Below are 18,802 nucleotides of genomic sequence, written 5' to 3' on the forward strand. Positions count from 1 at the left end.
TGGTCGGTGAGCAGGTCCTGGAGGGCGGTGGCGGCTCCTGCCGGGTCTCCGGCCTGCCCCCGCCAGTACGCCAGGTTGTGTCGGGTGTTGAGGGTTTCGGGGTGGTCGGGTCCAAGGACCCGCAGAGAGTCGGTGAGCAGGGCCTCGTACGCGGTGGCGGCTCCTGCCGGGTCACCGGCCACTCCCCGCCAGCGCGCCAGGTTGTTTCGGGTGGTGAGGGTGTCGGGGTGGTCGGGTCCGAGGACCCGCAGCTGGTCGGTGAGCAGGTCCTGGAGGGCGGTGGCGGCTCCTGCCGGGTCTCCGGCCTGCCCCCGCCAGTACGCCAGGTTGTTTCGGGTGGTGAGGGTGTCGGGGTGGTCGGGTCCGAGGTGGTGGTGGGTGGTGGTGTGGAGGTGGGTGTAGGCGGTGTGGGCGGCGGTGACCTGGCCGGTTTGGCCGAGGCTGCTGGCGGCTCGGAACAGGGTGGGGTGGGCTTTGTCGGGTTGCCAGAGGGCGGGTCCTGTGAGGTTGGTGAGGGTGGTGGTGTTGAGTCGCAGGGTTGCGCCGAGGTCGTCGCGTTCGATGTTGGGCCAGATTGTGGTGAGGGCGTCGGCGGCGGTGTGGGCGGTGGTGGTGAGTTGGTCGGGGGTGAGGGTTTCGCGGGTGGCGCGTTGGATGAGCTGGTGGACTCGCACCTCCCGGTAGAGAGCGTCGGGGTCGTGGCTGATCAGGCTGAACAGGTGCAGTACCCGCAGCCCGTCCCGGACGAGACCGGCATCCACCTCGCCCGGCAGGCTGGCGTCGTCGCTTGGTGTGTGGTGGGCAGTGAGGTGGGCGCATGCGGGTGGGGTGTTCAGGAGGGTGGCGGGGATGCCGTTGGGGTCCAAGACCGAGAGCAATTCCAGTAGCGGCCGTGCCAGGCCCTTCGGCCGGGCTTGGTTGGCGCGTTCGATTGACAGTGTCCAGGTGGCGGCGACGATGAGGTGGTGGTCGTCGGGGAGGCTGCCCTCTTCTGGAACGATCTGTCCGAGTCGGATCCGCTGGTCGGCCAGCCGTTCCCGGTAGGTCCGGCAGTCGAGGCCGGCGTCGAGGAGGTAGGCGGCGGCTTGCGCCAACGCCAAGGGCAGCAGTCCCACATCTGAGGCGAGCAGGTCGATTTGGCCGGTGTCGTCGGTTCGGTGGTGGGAGGCGAGTTTCGCCTCCAGGTAGGCGCGGGCCTCTTCTGGGGTGTACAGGTCGACGTCGATACGGTGGCGGCTCTGCCCGGTCAGGGCGGCGTCCCGGCGGCGGGTCGTGGCCAAAACACGCTGTCCTTCCCCTGGGACCGGCCACAGGCCCCGCACGTCGGCGGGGTCCTGGAGGTCATCCAGCACCACCAGCCACCCGGTTGTCTCCGCTTGTGCCCACTGGAGAAATCGGCGGGCCGCCTCATCAGGGTCGCTACTGGCGGGGTCGCTCCCGGTGGGGATGAGGTGGAGGCGGGTGGCGGCGTCGGCGTAGGCGGCGATGATCCCTGGCCGTGAGGACGCGTTCACCCACACCAGTACCGGGATGCGGTGTGTCAACGCCCGGCGGGCGTAGGCGGCGGCCAGCTGGGTTTTGCCGACGCCGCCCATCCCGGTCAGCACTCCCGACAGCACAGCCGTCCCGCCACCGTCGAGTGCTTCGGACAGGCGGGCGGCCGTCTCGCGTTCCTGGAAACAGTCGGCCTGTTGTGGCAGTACTCCCACCAGCGTGCTGGACGGCAGACCACTGCCGGTGCCGGTGCCGGTGCTGGTGGTGGGTGGGGGTGGTTGGTGGGCGTTGTTGGGGGCCAGGAGGATGGCGGCGCCGCTGTCGAGTGCGGCGAATTGGGGTTCGGGGACGCCGAGCTGGAGAGCGAGCCGGCTTTTGATGGCGGCGTGGATGTCGGCGGTGGCCAGGTGCCGTGGATTGTCGGGGTGTCGGGGAACACCGCTGGTGAGTGTTTCCAGGAGTGCGCCGGTGTAGACGGTGAATGGTTCGTCTGGGTCGGCGTAGGAGGGGCGGGTGGCGGGGGAGGAGGCGAAGATGCAGGAGCCTTCGGCTCGGGTGGCGGTGTGGAGGATCTGTTCCAGGCGCGCGGTGTCGGGGGTGGCGGGGCCCATGCCGTTGCGGATGGCGGTGCCGCTGTAGCAGCAGTCCAGGATGATGACCGTCCGTACCGCGCTGCGTGTGCGCCGGACCCGGTCGTGCAGTTTGGTGAACGACAGGCATTCATCCGGCATATCCCGCCCGGGCAACGCCAGATACAGGGAGCCGTCACTGTCGGAGACGATCCCGTGGCCGCTGTAGTAGACCAGCAGCAGATCCGTCGCCGTCTCCGCCGCCTCCCGCACCGTGGCCAGCACCGCCCGCTCATCCTCCGGCTCCCGCACCACCGTGCAGTGTGCTTCGGGGAGGGCCCACACCGTGCCATCACGCAATACCCGGGCCAGCTCGGTGAGGTTGCCTTCCACCCCGGGCAGGTCCTCCAACCCGCCCAGCCCCTCACAGCCTTTCGACACGCCAATGAGGACCACGCGTGTCCCGCCGCGGTCAGGCAGTACCACCGGCCGGCCCCCGCCGCGCAGCGCCATCGACCTCCCCGACCGGAGACGGAGGCGGTGAAGGCAACCCGCCGGTGTCTGCGAGCGCGGCGAGGAGCGCTTGGATGTCGGCGGGGCTGCTCCCGGTGAGCTTCACGAATTCCTCCCCACGCCCGAACTCCACCGTCACAGGACCGGCCCCTTGACGGCGACGGTTGTCTACGTAACCGGCGACCGCCACCACCAGGCCGGGCAGCGCGATCGCGTTGGCGATGACCGCCTGGATGAGCTCGGCCCCCATCTGACCCGGCACACCCACCCCGGACAACTCCACCTCACGAGCCACGGGATCAGCAGCCAGCCACCGCCGCAACCCCGCAACCTCCCCACCATCCGCCCGCATCACAATCCGCACCACCGACACCCCTTCCCTCCACACCGCCCGCCCCCGGCAGACTGCCCCACCCACCCAACCCATGTCAGGAGATCAGACGAAACCACCCCACCAACCAGTTCCCCCACCACCCTGGCGCCGAGAAACGAGGAGAAGCCACATCGCCTTCGACACCCACGGCTCCAGCACCGTGATACTCAGCCCCGAATCCACCCTCCTGCCGTGGCGAGACGCTCAACCTCGGCAAGACCGGCGAGGACGGCAACACCGGCACGGCGTCGATCGTCCAGGAGTTCGGCGACCTCCAGGACTTCCCTTCGGCCTGGCGCCCAAGGGCGCCGTGAAGATCAGGACCAAAGACGGCTCCCCTCGCCAAAACCCACACAAGCTCCTAAAACGCCGAGAAACCTTAGCGGACGCTACAAAAACACACCTTGAGACGTCCAGAATTGAAAGCCCTCGCATCCGAGGGGGCGAAAGCGGCGTTTCGTACCTTAAGTAGACGCGACGGTCCCTAGTCTGGATTCTCTGGGGGCGTTTCTGATCATTTCGCGAATCGCCGCGGAACGTGGGGATAACGGGTGGCGGAGCAGAACGGCAGCGACCGGCTCATCATCGACATCGATGACCAAGGACGCCTATCGATCTTGCTTCGATGGCAGGGGGAGGAGGAGGCCAGCCCGGTCACCGAGCCCACCGAAATGGTGTGGCCGATGGACGCAGACGAACTCGAGGAACTGCGCTGGTACCTGGAGGACTACCTGATCGCTCCGTTCGCGGTGTACTCCGACCAAGGACAGAAGATCGCGGACAAGATCCCCGGCTGGGGTGAAGCCATCTTCCAGACCGTCTTCGCCGCCGCCCCTGCCCTTGCCGCCTACCGCTCCCTACGCGCCGGCGGCCAGCATCTCGAACTCATCATCCAGTCCACCTCCGCCACACACCTCGGCCTGCCCTGGGAACTCCTCCACGACCCCCAGCGCGGCAAGCCCCTCGCCCTCGACGGATTCGCCCTCACCCGACGACTCCCCACCAGCGACCTGTCCCGACCCTTCCCCACCATCGGCGACCGGCTCCGCGTCCTCATGGTCATCTCCCGGCCGTCCGGAGAGAACGACGTCGGCTACCAGATGATCGCCCGCCCCCTCCTGGAACGGCTGGACGCCGTCCGCGGCACCGTCGACCTCGTCGTCCTGCGGCCCCCCACCCTCGACCACCTCCAGCACACCCTCACCACCGCCGCCGAGGCCGGGCAACCGTTCCAGATCGTCCACTTCGACGGCCACGGCGTCTTCGGCGGCAACCACACACCTCCCGCCGGATCCAACCCCCTCACCTACACCGGACCGGCCCCCCAAGGCATGCTCGTCTTCGAAACACCCGAAGGCACCGCCGACCCCGTCGACGCCGCCCGCGTCGCCCAGATCCTTGCCACCGCACGCGTTCCCGTCGTCGTCCTGAACGCCTGCCAATCCGGCCAGATCGGCGCCCAGGTCGAAGCCGCCGTCGCCACCCGCCTCATCAAAGACGGCACCGCCTCCGTCGTCGCCATGGCCTACAGCGTGTACGCCGTCGCCGCAGCCGAGTTCATGGCCGTCTTCTACGAACGGCTGTTCGCCGGAGACCGCATCACCGACGCCACCACCCACGCCCGCGCCCGCCTCCGCCTCGCCCCGCACCGCCCCAGCCCCAAAGGCCCCCTACCCCTCGAAGACTGGGTCGTTCCCGTCCACTACCGCCGCAGCGACATCTCCTTCCCCCACCTCACCACCCCGCGAACAGCACAAACCCCCGCCCTGAACACCCTCCTGGACCACCTCCGCACCCTCCCAGCCGACGACCAGACCACAGCACCCGACCTCGCCCCCGACGGTGTCTTCGTAGGCCGCGACGCCCTGCTGTACCGACTCGACACCGCCGCGCGCCTGCAGCGTGTGGTCGTTGTGCATGGTCCTGGTGGGTCGGGAAAGACCGAGCTTGCTAAGGCGTTCGGCCGGTGGTGGCGTGATACCGGCGGTGTGGACCGGCCGGAGTTCGTGTTCTGGCATTCCTTCGAGCCCGGTATCGCCTCTTTCGGTCTCGACGGCTTGATCACGAGTCTGGGTCTCGAGGTGTTCGGCGCTGGTTTCGCCGCCCTCGGACCGGACGAGCGGCGTGCGACGGTTGAGCGGTTTCTGGCGGAGTACCGGGTTTTGTGGTTGTGGGACAACTTCGAGACCGTCCACTCCATGCCTGATCTCACTGGCGCCACCCCGTCTCTCCCACCAGAGGCGACGGGTGAGCTTCGTGACTTCCTGCACCGGATCGCCTCTTCCTCGAAGAGCGCGATCGTGATCACCAGCCGTAGCCCGGAGGACTGGCTCGGCGGCCGGGTGCGGCGGATCAAGGTCGAGGGCCTGAACCGCGAGGAGGCGATCGTCTACACCGATCAGATCCTCGCCCCCTATCCCAACGCCAGGACCCGCCGCGCTCAGAGGTCTTTCGCTGACCTGGTCGCCTGGCTGGATGGGCATCCCTTCAGCATGCGGCTCATCCTGCCGCTCCTGGAGGAGACCGAGCCTGGCCGGCTATTGGAGGGGTTGCGGGGGAGTGTGCCGCTTGCGCTGCGGGATGAGGGGGATCGGCGCACCAGCCTGGCAGCGTCCCTGTCCTACTCCTTCGATCACCTGCCGGTGGGGGACCGGGAGGCGATCACGGCCGTGTCGCTGTTCCACACGATCGTCGACCGCAATGTGCTGGGCGCCTTGTCGCAGGCGTCGCCTCCGGCGAGGTTCGAGGGGTTGTCGGCTGCGGTGTGGGAGGGGGTGCTGGAGCGTGCCGCCGGGGTGGGGCTGCTGTCGGGTTTGGGGTCGGGGATGTATCGGGTGCATCCGGCTCTGCCGTCCTACCTCACCGCGTACTGGCAGCAACACGCCGGCACGGGTTTTGAGACCGAACGCCAGACCGCGCAGCGGGCGCTGTTGGAGGCCTATGCGGCGTTCGCTGCCTGGTTGCGGGAGCGGTGGCAGAGCGAGCAGGCGCAGATGGCGGTGGCCGTCACGGGGCTGCATCAGCGGAACCTGTCAGCCGCGCTCGGCCACGCCCTCACCACCGGCCAATGGGCACACGCCGACACCGTCATCCGCCTCCTGGACGGCCTGTGGGATCTGCAGGGCGCGGGGGAGGAGGCCAACGGATGGGCCGACCGGGTCCGCCAAGCGGTCGAAGACCCGCCCGGCACCCCACCCCCCCTCGACACCCCCCAAGGCCAGCTCTGGGCATTCGTCACCCACGCCCAGGCCAACCGCCAGCAACACGCCGGGCGGCTCGACCAAGCCGCCACCACCTACCAGGCCCTCCTGCACGCCTGCCAGCAACTCCCCGAAACCAGCCACACCCGCAGCAACATCGCCGTCCTCTACCACCAGCTCGGCATGACCGCCCAGCAGCGGGGTGATCTCGACCAGGCTGAACACTGGTACCGGCAATCCCTCACCATCAAAGAAGACCTCCGCAACCGGCCCGGCATGGCTGGCACCTACCACCAGATCGGTATCACCGCCCAGCGGCGGGGTGATCTCGATCAGGCTGAACACTGGTACCGGCAGTCCCTCACCATCTTCGAAGACCTCCGCGACCGGCCCAACATGGCCCGTAGCTACCACCAGCTCGGCATGACCGCCCAGCGGCGGGGTGATCTCGATCAGGCCGACCACTGGTACCGGCAATCCCTCACCATCTCCGAAGACCTCCGCAACCGGCCCGGCATGGCCAGCAGCTACCACCAGCTCGGCATGACCGCTCAGCTGCGGGGTGATCTCGACCAGGCTGAACACTGGTACCGGCAATCCCTCACCATCTTCGAAGACCTCCGCGACCGGCCCGGCATGGCCGGCAGCTACCACCATCTCGGCATGACCGCCCAGGAGCGGGGTGATCTCGACCAGGCCGACCACTGGTACCGGCAATCCCTCACCATCTCCGAAGACCTCCGCAACCGGCCCGGCATGGCCAGCAGCTACCACCAGCTCGGCATGACCGCTCAGCTGCGGGGTGATCTCGATCAGGCCGACCGCTGGTACCGGCAAGCCCTCACCATCTCCGAAGACCTCCGCGACCGGCCCAACATGGCCCTCACCTACGTCGCCCTGGGGCTCCTTGCCGAACAACGCGACGACCCCCACCAGGCCCTCGCCTGGAACATCCGCGCCGTCACCCTCTTCGACACCATCCCCCACCACGCCACCAGAACCGCACCCAAACGCCTCCAAGCCCTCACCCACCAGCTCGGACCAGACGCTCTCCATGCCCTGTGGCAGCAAACCACCGGACAATCCCTCCCACCACACATTCATACCTACGCCACTAACACCGGTACCGGCGGAGCGGAGACTTGATGAACGTCACCATCCAGCAAGCGGCCCGAGCCACCGCAGCGCGACTCGCCCCCGAGCACGGCCCGCGACTGGTCGCCGACGTGGAAGCCGCCCTCCACAGCCCCGACGGCGCACCCGGCCGCGGCCAGTACCTCGACCCGATCTCCCTCGGCAGCCTCATCGTCAGCGTCGCGGCACTCGGCTGGACCGTCTACCAGGACCACAAGAACAAACACCACCAGGCCCCTCCCACCCACGTGATCACCCGGGTCGTTCGCCTGGAACTCGATGAGACCGGGACCGTCCAACACCTCACGGTGGAACAACGCGACCAGATCATCCAGAGCACCGTCGAAGAGACCGTCCAGGCGATCGAGGAACAACCCCCGCTGACCGACAACTGAGCCCGCGCCCCGGCCGCCAACCTCCTCCACACCGCTGTACAGAGCGGAAACCCCAAGGATTCACGATCGGCGCGAGTGAAGTACCTCAGAGTCGACGACCGGCTGTTCCACCACCCAGGATGACCTCCCACCGACCTCACTGGGCGGGGATGCGCGCCGAACGGTGGGCAGATGTGGACCAGGAACGAGGAGTGCCGGCTGCCTTGGCTCAGGCCTCCTGAAGGACCTGCACAACCGCTTCCAGCGCCCTTGCACGAGTTCGACTCGGTAACCGGATCCCGGCTGCATGGCTGCGATCCAGGGGACGTTGGGCCCGCGCCGGCTTCTTCAAGTACGCGAGGACCATCAACGCCTGCTGACCCGCCGTCAGAGCGCGGCCCTTGCTGCCCAGCTTCACGCGGTTCCGGCGCACCAGACCGGTCAGGTAGTTCAGGGTCGAACGCGACAACGGCAGCGAAGAACGATAGAAAAGCACGTGAAACCTCTGGTTGGGGGATGTGTGGAGGTCAGAGACCACCTCTCCTACCAGGGGTTTTCTTACGTCCGGGGCCCGCCACACCGCCCGGGACCATGCTGTGATCAACAGCCTCGAAGAGGTTGCTGAAAAAGGCTCCTTCTAGACGTCGACGGCACCCGCTCTGCCGCACCTCCGTTTCCTCGGTTCCCTGAGCCGGGCGGCGCTCTCATGTGGGGAATGACCGATAACGGCGACCGCTGTGTATGGCTGACGGAAGGCGACCCGGAAAACTGGAGGATTGCTGTTTTCTTCGACTGGCGATGGTGGGTCTGCAACGGCGGGCTTCTCGACTTCCTGATCGGTATCCTGACCCGCCAAGTCCGCTGCCCTCTGTTTCCGAGAATTTTCCCCTGACTACCGATATTCAGGAATTCGGGCCCTACGAGATGATCGCTACTGAAGCTGATCTAAACCCTGAACTAGATATTCTGGTTTAGAGCGGCCTTCCTCCGATATCCCCAAGAAGGTCACCGTGAGGCGTCAGATTGGCCGCACTTTTTCCGAGCTCTTGTACATTGATGGTCCGATGCCGACGGATAGCGCTCCCGGGTACAACTTTCTTTAGTTCTCGTCAATTCTATTGACACCGCTGGACGCCGTGGCCGGATACCTCGCACGTATCCCGGAGCAGGAGTTACATTCGAGATCTTGTAAGGGTCGATCGATGTGGTGGGCGGCTTCGGATTTGTCGCCCCGAAATTCGCGGATCGTCTCGATGATTGCCATGGCCACGCCGACGACCACGATTATGGAGCCAGGGATCTGGTATTGAGCTTCTTCCCACAGGCTCCATCCTCTCAGGCGGGCGAATGTCGCCATGATCGCCGCAATGGGAAGGGTTGTGGTGATGAGTCGGCGGCGCCATTTCCAGCGATGGCCTTCGGCGGATTTATTGCGAATCGTTTCGTCCTTTTGTGAGTTGGGAAGCCACCGCTTCCACCGTCAGATGCCAGGGGTAGATGTCGAGGAACCGGCTCCCCGTGCCGGGCTCGTGCCAGGGGTAGACCTCAGGGCCCGCTAGGACCGTCACGCCCCAGGATCTGAGGCGGCCGATGCTCTCGCCGAAAGCTGGGTGGGCGACGTGGGCTCTGTTGCTGAAGGGCAGCGCCACGATGGGGAGGCCCAAGCCGATGCCCTCGACCAGGATGCCCAAGGGCAGGGTGTCGCAGATTCCCGCTGCCCACTTGTTGATCGTGTTGACGGTGGCGGGCGCGACGATCACGGCGTCAGGTTTGGGTAGCTCGTCGGGGCTGCCGGGCTCCTTGTAGTCACTGCGCACGGGATTCCCGGTGAGCTGCTCCAAGGCGGGGACGTCGAGGAACTTGCGGCCGGACGGGGTGCTCAGCACGCAGGCGGTCCAGTCTCGTTCCTGAATCATCGTCACGAGCTTGGCGACTTCACGGGCAGGCGGCGCGGCGCACGCGATCACGTAGACGACGGGGCGAACGGTCATACCGCGATTCCCATCTCCCGGGCGAGCGTGCTGAAGGCAGTGCTGGGCCGCCTGCCACGCGGGTAGCTCCCCGCGAGCTGCGCCACGAGCGACCGGGCCAGCGGACGGCAGCGCACTTCCTCACGGGCCAAAGTGTCCGCATCGAGGACGAGCCGGACGGCGTCGTCGCGTTTGCCCGCTTGCGCGTAGCCGCGCGCCACGTCGACGGTGTGGTTGGCCCGACGCTCGCGGGGCAGGGTGGCGAGCTGGTCGGGCGCGAGGCCACGGGCGAACTCGACCACGCGGCCGCCCTCGTGGAGATCGGCCAGGGCTGACACCCGGTGGACACCGACATTGGTGGGGCCAAAAGCGCTCCAATGATCGTTACGATCGCCGCCGAGCAGGCCGGCGACCACACCGGCCTCGGCATTGAGATCGCGAGCCAGGACCGCGTCACCGATCTGGCCTGCGGCGATGGAGCCTTTGAGGAGCAACATGCCGTAGTTGGAACGGTAAGCGGGGGTGGCGTTACCGAGACCGGGCTCCAGGCGGTCGGCGACGGTGCGCACCAGGTTGATGGCGTGGCGAGCACCGGCGGGCTCGGGAGCTCCGAGCATCGCGTGCACGACCCGACGGGCGGTGCCGCCGATGAGGGCAGGGTCGCCGCTCCACTCCGCCAAGGTCATCCCGCGGTCCGCCGCGACCCAGCTGAGTTCGGGCTGACCGAACTTCATGGCGATACCGGCGGCCAGCCAGTAGGCCTGAACGAGGAGTTCCGCCGCCTGCTCCCGGTCATGGTCGTTCAGGGTGCGGTAAGCATGCTGGAGGGTGACGAGAAGGTCGGGAAGCAGCCGCGTACTGACCTGGTAGTTCGACGCTTGGAAGGACGTCCAGCCGTAGTCGACATCGCGGCGGAGCCGGGGCAGGTCGGGCGGCTGTTCGTGGATGCGGCCGAGCAGGCCGTCATAGCGCTGGAGCGCCTCCCGGAGGGCGGCGATCTCGACTTCGTCGGCGCAGTCGGCTGCTCGCGCGGCGGTCCGGCGGTCGATGAGCGTCGCCAGGGAAATACCGAGGACATCGGCGATCTGCTCAAGGACGCTCAGGCGATCCAGCTGACGGTCACCGGTGTGGATCTTGTCCACCCAACTGACGGACTTCCCCAGCCGGTCGGCGAAGATCTGGCGGGTCATGCCGCGTCTGGCCATCCAGTACGTCACCCGACGGGCGATCTCACGGCGGGTTTCGTCACGTGCGGTCATGTGGACCACGTTCCCAAGAAGAGAAGTCGCAGGGTCACACAAACTGTATAGCGTCAGGTCCTTGCGGGCTCTTTAGCGTGAGGCCATGGCATACCGGAACACCACGCGTGGCGGTCCACCCACCACCTCGGGCGAGTGCGCGAGCCCGGTCCCCGCGAGCATCCACCATCCGGCCGGGCGTTGGCTGTACGAGTCTGACTTCGACCTCGACCAGGAATCGGGGCGTGACCTTCGGCGATCGGCCGTCGCGCTTCTGGCCGAGGGCTGCGCCGCACGCGACGACCTGGGGCTCGTGCTGTCCGAGCTCCTGGGCAACATCGTCATCCACGGAGGCGGAGGGCGGGTGAGTCTCTCGCTGTTTCACGGTGAGGGCGAACTGCTGTGCCGTCTGGTACACCACAAGATTCCAGCCACCCGTGGGCCGGCGATTCCCGTGGCGGTGGCAGTCGAGATCGCCGAGCTTCTGGACGTCGAGGCAGCGGACGACGAGCTCATCAGCGCGCTTTCCGATGGCGGCCGTGGGTTGTTCTGCGCCTCGGTCGTGACGAACGGAAGCCTGCGCACCCAGCCCTTCGAGCACCGCACCGTACAGAGCTGGAGACACGAGGAGTGCGGCTGCGCCGAACGCTGACCAGGGCTCCCAGAAAGGTCTTTCGCTCAGCTCCAGGCGCCCCACCAGGGTCCGAGCGCTCGTAGTCGGTCACGCGGGACTCCCACTGGCGGCATCGCTCCGTAGGGTGGCTGTGCGGATCACTGTGGTGGAGGCGGTGGGGTTGGAAGGCGATATCTGGAGGATCCTGCGTCAAGGTGAACTGGTCGGCGAGATCACCATCGAGGCAGCCGCCCACCTCTTATCGTCCGAGGATTGGAAGATTCGGATCTTGATCTGGTGATTGTGTTCGGCGTGCCAGATGACCTCGCCTGATATGAGGGCTCCGATCGTCGGCAGGTCGAGCTTCTCCGGCATGGAGGTGATCTCTGCGAGCCCGATGGACTCGGAGACTCCTGCGATCTCCACGAAGATTCCGAAGGGCTGACGGCCGATGACGGTCCCGATCACCTGGCTGCCGATCGGTAGCGCCGCGCAGGCCGCTGCCCAGTTCGCTGGGTCGCTCGTTCCCGAGGCCATGTCACCGGCGGGCCAGGAGTAGTCGCTCATGGGTCGATTCTTGCCGCTGGTCGGCGTGCAGGGAACTTGCCGGTCGTCAGCTTCGCTGTGTGATTCGCCCCGAGGCTTCGGCTGATCCTTGGGCCGCGCCACACCCGTGGAATAATAAATTCGCAACCTGTGCAACTTGGGAGAGGGACTTGATAAACACGAATAGAGAGCGTATTCGTCTCGATCTTCTCTCTTACGGTGAGGATCGACTGGCTGTACTAGCTGCAGACTTGACGGACGGCGATCTGCACAGGATTGGCGAGCGGGCGACTGAATTGACGTTCTCTACCGCCCAAGGTCGGATTTATCTGGCGCTGGCCCTCGCTGCTGTGGAGGTCATGGAAGGGGATGCTAGGCCACTCAAGTTTTCTCGCAGGCGAATTAAAGGTATCTGGGATACGCATAGTCATGCCTGACTGCTATATGAGGGTTCCCTGCCTGCAAAGCTAATGTACGAAGTTGCTGAATTATGGAAGAGATCTGGGATTTTATCGGACAAAATCCGGTCGGAGTGAACATGGCATCGAGAGGTCCATTGGCATCCTGTGGGACCGCTTGGGATGCATGATGCCATATGAGCTGGTCTACTTTGCCTGCGGTTTTCCCGTAGAGGCCGGATTGAATCCTGATGGATGGCGACAGGGTTAGGGTCGCGTCTCCAGGGTGGGCGCGCTGAAGGCGGTGTTGGGGAGGCTGGGCCGCGCGGGTGCATGGTGCCAGCAGACGGTGACGCGCCTTCTCGCGGGGGCGGCCGGGTTGCGGATGGAGGCTTGGAGCTCGTGCTGTTCGGCTACTGGACGGTCGCGCGGATGCCTCGGGTGACCTTGCTGAAGGTGTTGCGGCCGAAGGCGAGTGTGGGGTGTTCGGGGTTCTTGGAATCTCGGACGAGGATGGTGCTGGGAGACGTTGCCAGTTCCACGCAGTCGTCACCGTGCTGACTGCTGTAGCTGGACTTCCGCCAGGTCAGCTCATTCATATCGTTCCTCCATCACCTTCTGGATCAGAGCCCGCGTGGCGTCCATTGGTAGCGCATGTGGTCGCAGGTCCCTTCCCCAAGACATCGGCTGTTTCGCTCGATGTGTGGTTCCCCGTCAGGCACGTCGTGAATCCCTGGGCTTAAGGTCTGGGCGTGGCCACTTTGTATGTTGCGTCCGGGGGAGGGGGGGACGCGATCGCGTCGGCGATTGTGCACAGGGCGGTCTCGGCGGTGGGGGGCGAGGCGATGATCGCGACCTATGCGTGGGACCGGCTGCTGGTCGATCCGTTGCCCGGGCCTCGTGGTGTCGAGGACTTCGTTGGCCTGCGAGCGCGGGGAGGACGAACGTTCCAGGTCACCGGGGAGACGGTTCCCGTGGCTCCGGCCGGATCGACGCTGCCGCGACTGGCAGCTGAGCTGCCCGTTCCGCTGCTTCTCCTCGACCCGTATTTCGGCGCTGCGGGCATGGCCGAGCAGATCGCGGACATGGTCGTTCTGGCAGGTGCGGAGAGAGTCCGCATCGTTGACGTCGGCGGGGACATTCTCGCTCGAGGCGACGAGCAGACGCTGCGCAGCCCACTGGCGGACGCTCTGGCCGTGGCGGCCTGCGTGGGGCTCGAAGTGCCGGTCGAAGTGCTGGTACTCGGCCTCGGCTTGGATGCGGAGCTTACGCCGGAGTACGCGCTTGGGCGCCTGGGGAAGGATTCCGCTTCACGGGTCTCGGTGGGCCCGGAACACGTGCTCGGGCTTGATCGGATCTTCGCATGGCATCCGTCAGAGGCGACCGGAATGCTCGCGGCGGCGGCGAAAGGCGTCCGAGGCCGGGTCGAGGTGCGGGACGCCGGCACCGCGGTCAAGTTGTCCGACGAGACGACCATGGTCTTTCAGATCACCCTGGATCGCCTTCTTGCGGTGAGTCCCCTGGTTCAGCAGATGATCGGTACCGGCTCGCTCGTCGAGGTCGAGGACGCAGTGCGAAGGATCTGCGGGTTCTGCGAGATCGACTATGAACGTGAGAAAGCAGCGCGGCTAGGTCGCGAGCGATCTCCCGCACTTCCCTGGGACGGTTTCGTGACGAGGCTGCGAGACTTCGAAGCCGGTGTGCGCGACCGCGGTTCGGACTATGTGACGTTCCGGAGGGTCGCCGAGCAGGTCGGCCGACCGCAAGGCGGCTACGAGGAGATGCGGCGCCGCATGATCGAGGAATGGCCGGAGCAGTCGGCGGGGCCCATCTGGTCGGTACGCCCTTCGTGACGCCGATGGGCGTCGTACGCTCGTCGCGGTGACCAGGAGGCATCAATGCCCGACAGCGACATGAGCAGGATCGGCCAGCGGATCGCCACGCTGAGGAAACTGCGGAGAATCACGCAGCGAGGTCTTGCACTCCAAGCGAACGTGTCGCTCAGCCTTCTGCAGAAGGTGGAAGTAGGGCAGCGAGCGGCGACCCCCGTGTTGGTGGCGGCGGTCGCGCCCGCGCTCCGCGTGTCGGTGCGGGAACTCTATGGGCAGTCGTTCATAGACGGGGGCGATCGTGTCCACGAAGCGATTCCTCGACTTCACGGCTCGCTGGCCCGCTACGACATCCCGGTGGAGAACGACGATGACGTCCGCACTCTTCAGGAGCTCGCTTCCGCCACCGCGGAGGTGAATCAGCTACGGCAGCAAGGAAACTACACCGCGCTCGGGTCGAAGGTGCCGAAGCTGCTCGATGAGCTGGCAGCGCACTTTCACCGATTGGACGGCGAGGAGCGAGCACAGGTGGCGCATCTGCTCGCCCTGGCCTATTTCGCGGCGCATTCGCTGTCCTACAAACTCGGCCACGACCAGCTCGCCACCTTGGCGGAAGATCGCATGGTCTGGGCCGCCAAAGCGTCCGGGGATCCCGCGCTGATGGCGACGGCGAATTGGACGCGCTGCACGACCCTGATGTCCACCCGCGCTTACCGCGCCGGACTCAAGCTGCTGGGCGACGCCCGTGCGGATCTCGAGCCGCTGCTCGATCGCCGAGATCGCGACCGGCTCAGTGTCTACGGCGGGCTGCATCTCCGCGAAGGGATCATGTCCGCGCGGTCCGGTGACCGGAGCGCGGCGTGGGCGCATATCAATGAGGCCGACGAGCTGGTGCGCAGGGGTGCTTCAGACTCCAACGACCGCTACCAACTGACCTGCGGACCGGTCAACACGAAGATCGTCGCTGTGGCCGTCGCCGTCGAGCTCGGCGATGCCGAAGAAGCGATCCGTCGGGCGGAGGGCTTGCGGATTCCTTCGAGCTTCACTCCGGTTCGGGCGAGCCATCACTACATCGACCTGGCTCGCGCCTTCCTCTGGAAAGGAGACCGGCGACGCACGCTGGAGGCACTTCTGCAGGCCGAACAGTTCGCCCCGCAGCAGACCAGGCACCACCCGATGACGCACGAGACGCTCGGCGTCCTCGTCCATCTGGAACGCCGGTGTTCCGATGGCCTTCTGGGCTTCCTGGACCGGATCAGCAGGAGCGGCGGACCTCTCATCAGGGCGTAGGTCAAGGAGCGGGGGTTGCACAATCTGTGCAATCACCGCCTTCGTCAGTGCGGCATCGTCGGTTCTGTGAGCGATCCGACGACCCAGAGACTCCGTATGGGGAATGCGGCCGACGATGTACGGGCCTGGTGCTGAAATGGCCCCGTTTCCTGGACGTCCGACTCATTGGCACGTGTCCGGGCCTCGGCGTTCCCTCCGGGACGCTCCGCGGCTGAACCGTGATGAGGCGCTCGCGACGTTGCGGCTCTGGCTGCTGGCCGACCATGAAGCGACCCGGGACCCGGCTTTTCTTTTCGCACTGCGCTGGGCGGAGTCGGGGCGGACGGCGGTTCGGGCCGGGTCGGCCTCTTATGTGGCGTTCGCCTGTGCCTGCCCAGAGCTTCCTGATTCTGCGCGAAGGGGCGAATGATGCCCACTTTCCGGAGGTCTTCGCGGTGCGAAGCCCTGAATCAGGACGGCTGTGTCGAGATCGCCCGTGCCGATGACGGCGTGGCCGTGCGTGACTCGACAGACCCCGTTGGCCCCGTCGTCCGGTTCGGCCGGAAGGCCTGGGCGGCATTCGTCGGATCGTCGTGACCGGCGAGGAGGAAGCCCGTGCGCTTGCCGCTGCGGTGGGGAGAGCGCAGGTGGCGATGGTGAATCTGGTGCGGATGATGGCGGCGAAGGGGATTTCTCGGGCGCAGCTCGGGTTGATCCTTCCGGCTGGCTGGCCTGTTGAGGTGGAGCGGTGGTCGCCTCTGCCCGTCGCGGGAAAGACCATCAACCTGGGGACGTAGCGTAGTTGGTGAAATCCGGACATTCGGTCGAAAATCATGAATGTCCGGGGGCTGGCGTCCTCGGTTCGCGCGACCGCGCTATGCCGCCACCTGTCAGCTTGCCCGTGAGTAGTTCCTGCCTTTGCAACTGATCCGCAGGACCCGGGTGGCGATGTTCGAACACCAGCACCATCACTTCCTGGATGCGGAAATCTTATGAGCTTGGTTGTCTGATAAGGGATCAAGTCGCCAGGTTTGCGGCGCTAGAATCTTCGCGCGAGGTCGGCTAGTTACGGACAATGGAGGGCATGGATGAGCGCGAGCAGGACCCGCACTTGCTCTTGGTGCGGTGAGGGAGGGCACGACAAACGGTCGTGTGACGTCCCTTCCAACGCTGGGCAGTGCAGCGTATGCAGCTTCCACGGGCACGACAAGCGTAACTGCCCGAAGAAGTAGGTCCCCGGGCCCGGCATTCTCGCGAAACATGCCCTGGTGTCCAAATTGATGTTTGTGGGGTTCGCTATTGCGCTGCGATGTAACGCCAGGCTTGCGACTTGGTCTACGGCTCGCGGGCTCGTTAGTACCTCCACGGAAACTGGATACTCGATCGGAAATGGCGAGAATGTCGGGTCTTGTGGGTTAGGGGAGGCGCCAGTCGATGGGGGGTGCGCCTTGTTTGGTGAGGAGTTCGTTGGCTCGGGAGAAGGGGCGGGAGCCCCAGAAGCCGTAGTTGGCGGACATGGGGCTGGGGTGGGCGGAGGTGATGGCCGGGTATTCGGCGAGGAGGGGGCGGAGGGTTTGGGCTTGTTTGCCCCAGAGGATGGCGACGAGGGGGGTGCCGCGCATCGCGAGGGCGCGGATGGCCTGCTCGGTGACGGCCTCCCAGCCCTTGCCCGAGTGGGAGGCGGGCTTGCCGGGCGCGACCGTCAGGACCCGGTTGAGCAGCAGGACGCCGCGTTCCGCCCACGGTGACAGATCGCCGTTCGCGGGGCCCGGCAGCCCCAGGTCCTGCATGTACTCGGTGTAGATGTTGACGAGGCTCGGCGGCACCCGCCGGTCGGGCGCGACGGAGAAACTCAACCCGACCGCGTCCCCTGGCGTCGGATATGGATCCTGCCCGACGATCAGCACCCGCACCTCGGCGAACGGCTGCTGGAACGCCCGCAGCACGTTCGGCCCCGCCGGCAGATAGGAGCGGCGCGCGGCCAGCTCACCCCTCAGGAAATCGCCCATCTTGGCGATGTCGCCTTCGACCGGCGCGAGCGCCCGCGCCCACCCCGCCTCGACGATCTCATGCAACGGTCGTGCCATGCCGAAAACCCTAGCCCGTCCCTACGACATCTTCCGGCACTCCGGACACCGTCGAAGTAGAGGATTTGCTGCACTTATTGGTGTGGAGGAGTGGGAGATTCGCGATCCTTCTGGTCGGTGGAGACAAGTCGGGAGACTGGTCGGGTTGGTATCGCCGGGCGATCCCGGAGGCGGAGATGCTGTACACGGCGTATGTGAAGGAACGGGAAGAGGAGGAGGGGCGGCGATGACGAACTTTCCCAAGTGGAGCGAGGTTCGGGACGAGGTCGTTGCGGGCGCCGGCGGTGAGGCGGTGGTCGCGGAGGCGCGTCAGCGTAACCAGGCCTTCGTTGACGGCTATCGGCTCTCCGAACGCCGCAAGGTTCTCGGCCTGACGCAGGTTGAGGTGGCGGAGCGCATGGGGGTGACCAAGAGCCGTGTGTCCCAGATCGAACGCGGTGAGGTCTCCACGGTCGAAGCGATCGCCCGTTATGTGCAAGCGCTCGGCGGTCAGTTGCAGATCTCTGCGGTTTTCGGCGATGACCTTTACATTCTGCGCGGCACGGACACGCACGCCGCTTAGCGGAGGATCCGGCCGTGGCGGCCGCCGGTGAAGTGGCCGTCGTCGATGGTGACAGTGCCTTCGAGGAGGACGTAGGGGATGCCGAGGGGGCGGGTGGCGGGGGTGGTGTAGGTGCCGGGGTGGGCGACGGTCGACGGGTCGAAGACCGTGATGTCGGCGTGGGAGCCCGGGAGGAGGACGCCGCGGCCGTGGAGGGCGAACGGCTGGGCGTTGGCCGACGTCATCTTCCGGATCGCCTCAGGGAGGGGGACGATTCCGGCTTCACGGACATAGGTGCCGAGGAACTCGGGGAAGCAGCCCCAGGTCCTGGGGTGTTCGAGACCGACGGGCATCCCGTTGTCGGAACCCACGCCGATCAGCGGATCGGCCATGATCGTCCGGACGTCGGGTTCGGCCATCATCGTGACGACCATGTAGGCCGCCGGATCGTCGGCGATCAGCGCGCAGGCCGTCGCGAACGGGTCGCCGGGCAGCTCCGACAGGCGTTTCCCGACGACCGTCGGATCGGTGTGCGTGACGATCAGGACCCCGTCGGCCGTGGTGTCGCGCCACAGGCCCGTGCCGGTGCGGGCGTCCGGGTCCTCGGCGGCGCGGCGGAGCGGCTCCACGTCGGCGAGGCGCGCGCGGAGCGCC

Annotated in this window: 19 protein-coding genes; 10 read left to right on the forward strand and 9 right to left on the reverse strand. The window is 66.3% G+C overall.

Annotation, left to right across the window (positions count from 1 at the left end):
* On the reverse strand, positions 1 to 2,504 hold a 2,504-nt coding region (locus ACYVE7_RS04525; RefSeq protein WP_460363249.1), incomplete at its 3' end, for a caspase, EACC1-associated type.
* A 31-nt stretch (positions 2,505 to 2,535) separates the two neighbouring features.
* Positions 2,536 to 2,949 carry an effector-associated constant component EACC1 gene (locus ACYVE7_RS04530; protein WP_460363250.1) on the reverse strand — a complete coding sequence of 138 codons (414 nt, stop codon included), beginning with the start codon at positions 2,947 to 2,949 and terminating at the stop codon, positions 2,536 to 2,538.
* A gap of 551 nt (positions 2,950 to 3,500) precedes the next feature.
* On the opposite strand from ACYVE7_RS04530, the gene ACYVE7_RS04535 reads away from it, so the two are divergent.
* Together ACYVE7_RS04535 and ACYVE7_RS04540 are read left to right on the forward strand one after the other, a co-directional pair.
* Positions 3,501 to 7,295, forward strand: a complete 3,795-nt coding sequence (locus ACYVE7_RS04535) for a CHAT domain-containing tetratricopeptide repeat protein (RefSeq protein ID WP_460363251.1) — start codon at positions 3,501 to 3,503, stop codon at positions 7,293 to 7,295.
* On the forward strand, positions 7,295 to 7,678 hold the full coding sequence (locus ACYVE7_RS04540; protein WP_460363252.1) for a hypothetical protein: 384 nt from the start codon (positions 7,295 to 7,297) through the stop codon (positions 7,676 to 7,678). The genes ACYVE7_RS04535 and ACYVE7_RS04540 overlap by 1 nt, the downstream gene beginning before the upstream one ends.
* A 208-nt stretch (positions 7,679 to 7,886) precedes the next feature.
* Here ACYVE7_RS04540 and ACYVE7_RS04545 read toward each other — a convergent pair whose 3' ends face one another.
* Positions 7,887 to 8,153, reverse strand: a complete 267-nt coding sequence (locus ACYVE7_RS04545; protein WP_460363253.1) for a hypothetical protein — start codon at positions 8,151 to 8,153, stop codon at positions 7,887 to 7,889.
* A gap of 219 nt (positions 8,154 to 8,372) precedes the next feature.
* Here ACYVE7_RS04545 and ACYVE7_RS04550 point away from each other — a divergent pair, with 219 nt between their 5' ends.
* Together ACYVE7_RS04550 and ACYVE7_RS04555 are read left to right on the forward strand one after the other, a co-directional pair.
* Positions 8,373 to 8,549 (forward strand): hypothetical protein, encoded by a 177-nt coding sequence (locus ACYVE7_RS04550; RefSeq protein WP_460363254.1) that lies wholly within the window; start codon positions 8,373 to 8,375, stop codon positions 8,547 to 8,549.
* Between the two features lie 315 nt (positions 8,550 to 8,864).
* Positions 8,865 to 9,113, forward strand: coding sequence for a hypothetical protein (locus ACYVE7_RS04555; protein WP_460363255.1), 249 nt, complete (start codon positions 8,865 to 8,867; stop codon positions 9,111 to 9,113).
* On the opposite strand, the gene ACYVE7_RS04560 is transcribed toward ACYVE7_RS04555, so the two are convergent.
* Together ACYVE7_RS04560 and ACYVE7_RS04565 are read right to left on the reverse strand one after the other, a co-directional pair.
* Positions 9,085 to 9,648 (reverse strand): flavoprotein, encoded by a 564-nt coding sequence (locus ACYVE7_RS04560; protein WP_460363256.1) that lies wholly within the window; start codon positions 9,646 to 9,648, stop codon positions 9,085 to 9,087. The two genes, ACYVE7_RS04555 and ACYVE7_RS04560, sit on opposite strands and share 29 nt — an antisense overlap.
* Positions 9,645 to 10,886, reverse strand: coding sequence for a helix-turn-helix domain-containing protein (locus ACYVE7_RS04565; RefSeq protein WP_460363257.1), 1,242 nt, complete (start codon positions 10,884 to 10,886; stop codon positions 9,645 to 9,647). The genes ACYVE7_RS04560 and ACYVE7_RS04565 overlap by 4 nt, the downstream gene beginning before the upstream one ends.
* An 85-nt stretch (positions 10,887 to 10,971) precedes the next feature.
* Here ACYVE7_RS04565 and ACYVE7_RS04570 point away from each other — a divergent pair, with 85 nt between their 5' ends.
* Entirely contained in the window at positions 10,972 to 11,517 is a 546-nt protein-coding gene (locus ACYVE7_RS04570) for an ATP-binding protein (protein ID WP_460363258.1), read from the forward strand.
* Positions 11,518 to 11,688: 171 nt separating this feature from the next.
* Here the strand turns inward: ACYVE7_RS04570 and ACYVE7_RS04575 are convergent, their stop codons facing one another.
* Together ACYVE7_RS04575 and ACYVE7_RS04580 are read right to left on the reverse strand one after the other, a co-directional pair.
* Positions 11,689 to 12,045 (reverse strand): hypothetical protein, encoded by a 357-nt coding sequence (locus ACYVE7_RS04575; protein WP_460363259.1) that lies wholly within the window; start codon positions 12,043 to 12,045, stop codon positions 11,689 to 11,691.
* A 790-nt stretch (positions 12,046 to 12,835) separates the two neighbouring features.
* Positions 12,836 to 13,021 carry a DUF397 domain-containing protein gene (locus ACYVE7_RS04580; protein WP_460363260.1) on the reverse strand — a complete coding sequence of 62 codons (186 nt, stop codon included), beginning with the start codon at positions 13,019 to 13,021 and terminating at the stop codon, positions 12,836 to 12,838.
* 153 nt (positions 13,022 to 13,174) lie between these two features.
* Here ACYVE7_RS04580 and ACYVE7_RS04585 point away from each other — a divergent pair, with 153 nt between their 5' ends.
* The 4 genes from ACYVE7_RS04585 to ACYVE7_RS04600 all read left to right on the forward strand — a co-directional run bounded on the left by ACYVE7_RS04585 (position 13,175) and on the right by ACYVE7_RS04600 (position 16,317).
* Positions 13,175 to 14,275 carry a DUF1152 domain-containing protein gene (locus ACYVE7_RS04585; protein ID WP_460363261.1) on the forward strand — a complete coding sequence of 367 codons (1,101 nt, stop codon included), beginning with the start codon at positions 13,175 to 13,177 and terminating at the stop codon, positions 14,273 to 14,275.
* Between the two features lie 45 nt (positions 14,276 to 14,320).
* Positions 14,321 to 15,541: a helix-turn-helix domain-containing protein gene (locus ACYVE7_RS04590; protein WP_460363262.1), complete on the forward strand. Its 1,221-nt coding sequence runs from the start codon at positions 14,321 to 14,323 to the stop codon at positions 15,539 to 15,541.
* Between the two features lie 408 nt (positions 15,542 to 15,949).
* On the forward strand, positions 15,950 to 16,117 hold the full coding sequence (locus tag ACYVE7_RS04595; RefSeq protein ID WP_460363268.1) for a DUF397 domain-containing protein: 168 nt from the start codon (positions 15,950 to 15,952) through the stop codon (positions 16,115 to 16,117).
* Positions 16,114 to 16,317, forward strand: coding sequence for a hypothetical protein (locus ACYVE7_RS04600; RefSeq protein ID WP_460363263.1), 204 nt, complete (start codon positions 16,114 to 16,116; stop codon positions 16,315 to 16,317). The genes ACYVE7_RS04595 and ACYVE7_RS04600 overlap by 4 nt, the downstream gene beginning before the upstream one ends.
* Before the next feature lie 618 nt (positions 16,318 to 16,935).
* Here the strand turns inward: ACYVE7_RS04600 and ACYVE7_RS04605 are convergent.
* The gene (locus tag ACYVE7_RS04605; RefSeq protein ID WP_460363264.1) at positions 16,936 to 17,607 is read right to left on the reverse strand and encodes a uracil-DNA glycosylase; all 672 of its coding nucleotides are present in this window, start codon (positions 17,605 to 17,607) and stop codon (positions 16,936 to 16,938) included.
* A 226-nt stretch (positions 17,608 to 17,833) separates the two neighbouring features.
* On the opposite strand from ACYVE7_RS04605, the gene ACYVE7_RS04610 reads away from it, so the two are divergent.
* Entirely contained in the window at positions 17,834 to 18,169 is a 336-nt protein-coding gene (locus ACYVE7_RS04610; protein WP_460363265.1) for a helix-turn-helix domain-containing protein, read from the forward strand.
* Here ACYVE7_RS04610 and ACYVE7_RS04615 read toward each other — a convergent pair.
* On the reverse strand, positions 18,166 to 18,802 hold a 637-nt coding region (locus ACYVE7_RS04615), incomplete at its 5' end, for an amidohydrolase family protein (protein ID WP_460363266.1). The genes ACYVE7_RS04610 and ACYVE7_RS04615 overlap by 4 nt on opposite strands.

Source organism: Actinocorallia lasiicapitis (assembly GCF_054778695.1).

What these genes read in the sequence shown, in the direction of transcription:
- ACYVE7_RS04540 (WP_460363252.1), top strand. Translation starts at nt 7,295, where the DNA reads ATGAACGTCACCATCCAGCAAGCGGCCCGAGCCACCGCAGCGCGACTC.
- ACYVE7_RS04550 (WP_460363254.1), top strand. Translation starts at nt 8,373, where the DNA reads ATGACCGATAACGGCGACCGCTGTGTATGGCTGACGGAAGGCGACCCG.
- ACYVE7_RS04560 (WP_460363256.1), bottom strand. Translation starts at nt 9,648, where the DNA reads ATGACCGTTCGCCCCGTCGTCTACGTGATCGCGTGCGCCGCGCCGCCT.
- ACYVE7_RS04565 (WP_460363257.1), bottom strand. Translation starts at nt 10,886, where the DNA reads ATGACCGCACGTGACGAAACCCGCCGTGAGATCGCCCGTCGGGTGACG.
- ACYVE7_RS04570 (WP_460363258.1), top strand. Translation starts at nt 10,972, where the DNA reads ATGGCATACCGGAACACCACGCGTGGCGGTCCACCCACCACCTCGGGC.
- ACYVE7_RS04575 (WP_460363259.1), bottom strand. Translation starts at nt 12,045, where the DNA reads ATGAGCGACTACTCCTGGCCCGCCGGTGACATGGCCTCGGGAACGAGC.
- ACYVE7_RS04580 (WP_460363260.1), bottom strand. Translation starts at nt 13,021, where the DNA reads ATGAATGAGCTGACCTGGCGGAAGTCCAGCTACAGCAGTCAGCACGGT.
- ACYVE7_RS04590 (WP_460363262.1), top strand. Translation starts at nt 14,321, where the DNA reads ATGCCCGACAGCGACATGAGCAGGATCGGCCAGCGGATCGCCACGCTG.
- ACYVE7_RS04595 (WP_460363268.1), top strand. Translation starts at nt 15,950, where the DNA reads ATGCCCACTTTCCGGAGGTCTTCGCGGTGCGAAGCCCTGAATCAGGAC.
- ACYVE7_RS04605 (WP_460363264.1), bottom strand. Translation starts at nt 17,607, where the DNA reads ATGGCACGACCGTTGCATGAGATCGTCGAGGCGGGGTGGGCGCGGGCG.
- ACYVE7_RS04610 (WP_460363265.1), top strand. Translation starts at nt 17,834, where the DNA reads ATGACGAACTTTCCCAAGTGGAGCGAGGTTCGGGACGAGGTCGTTGCG.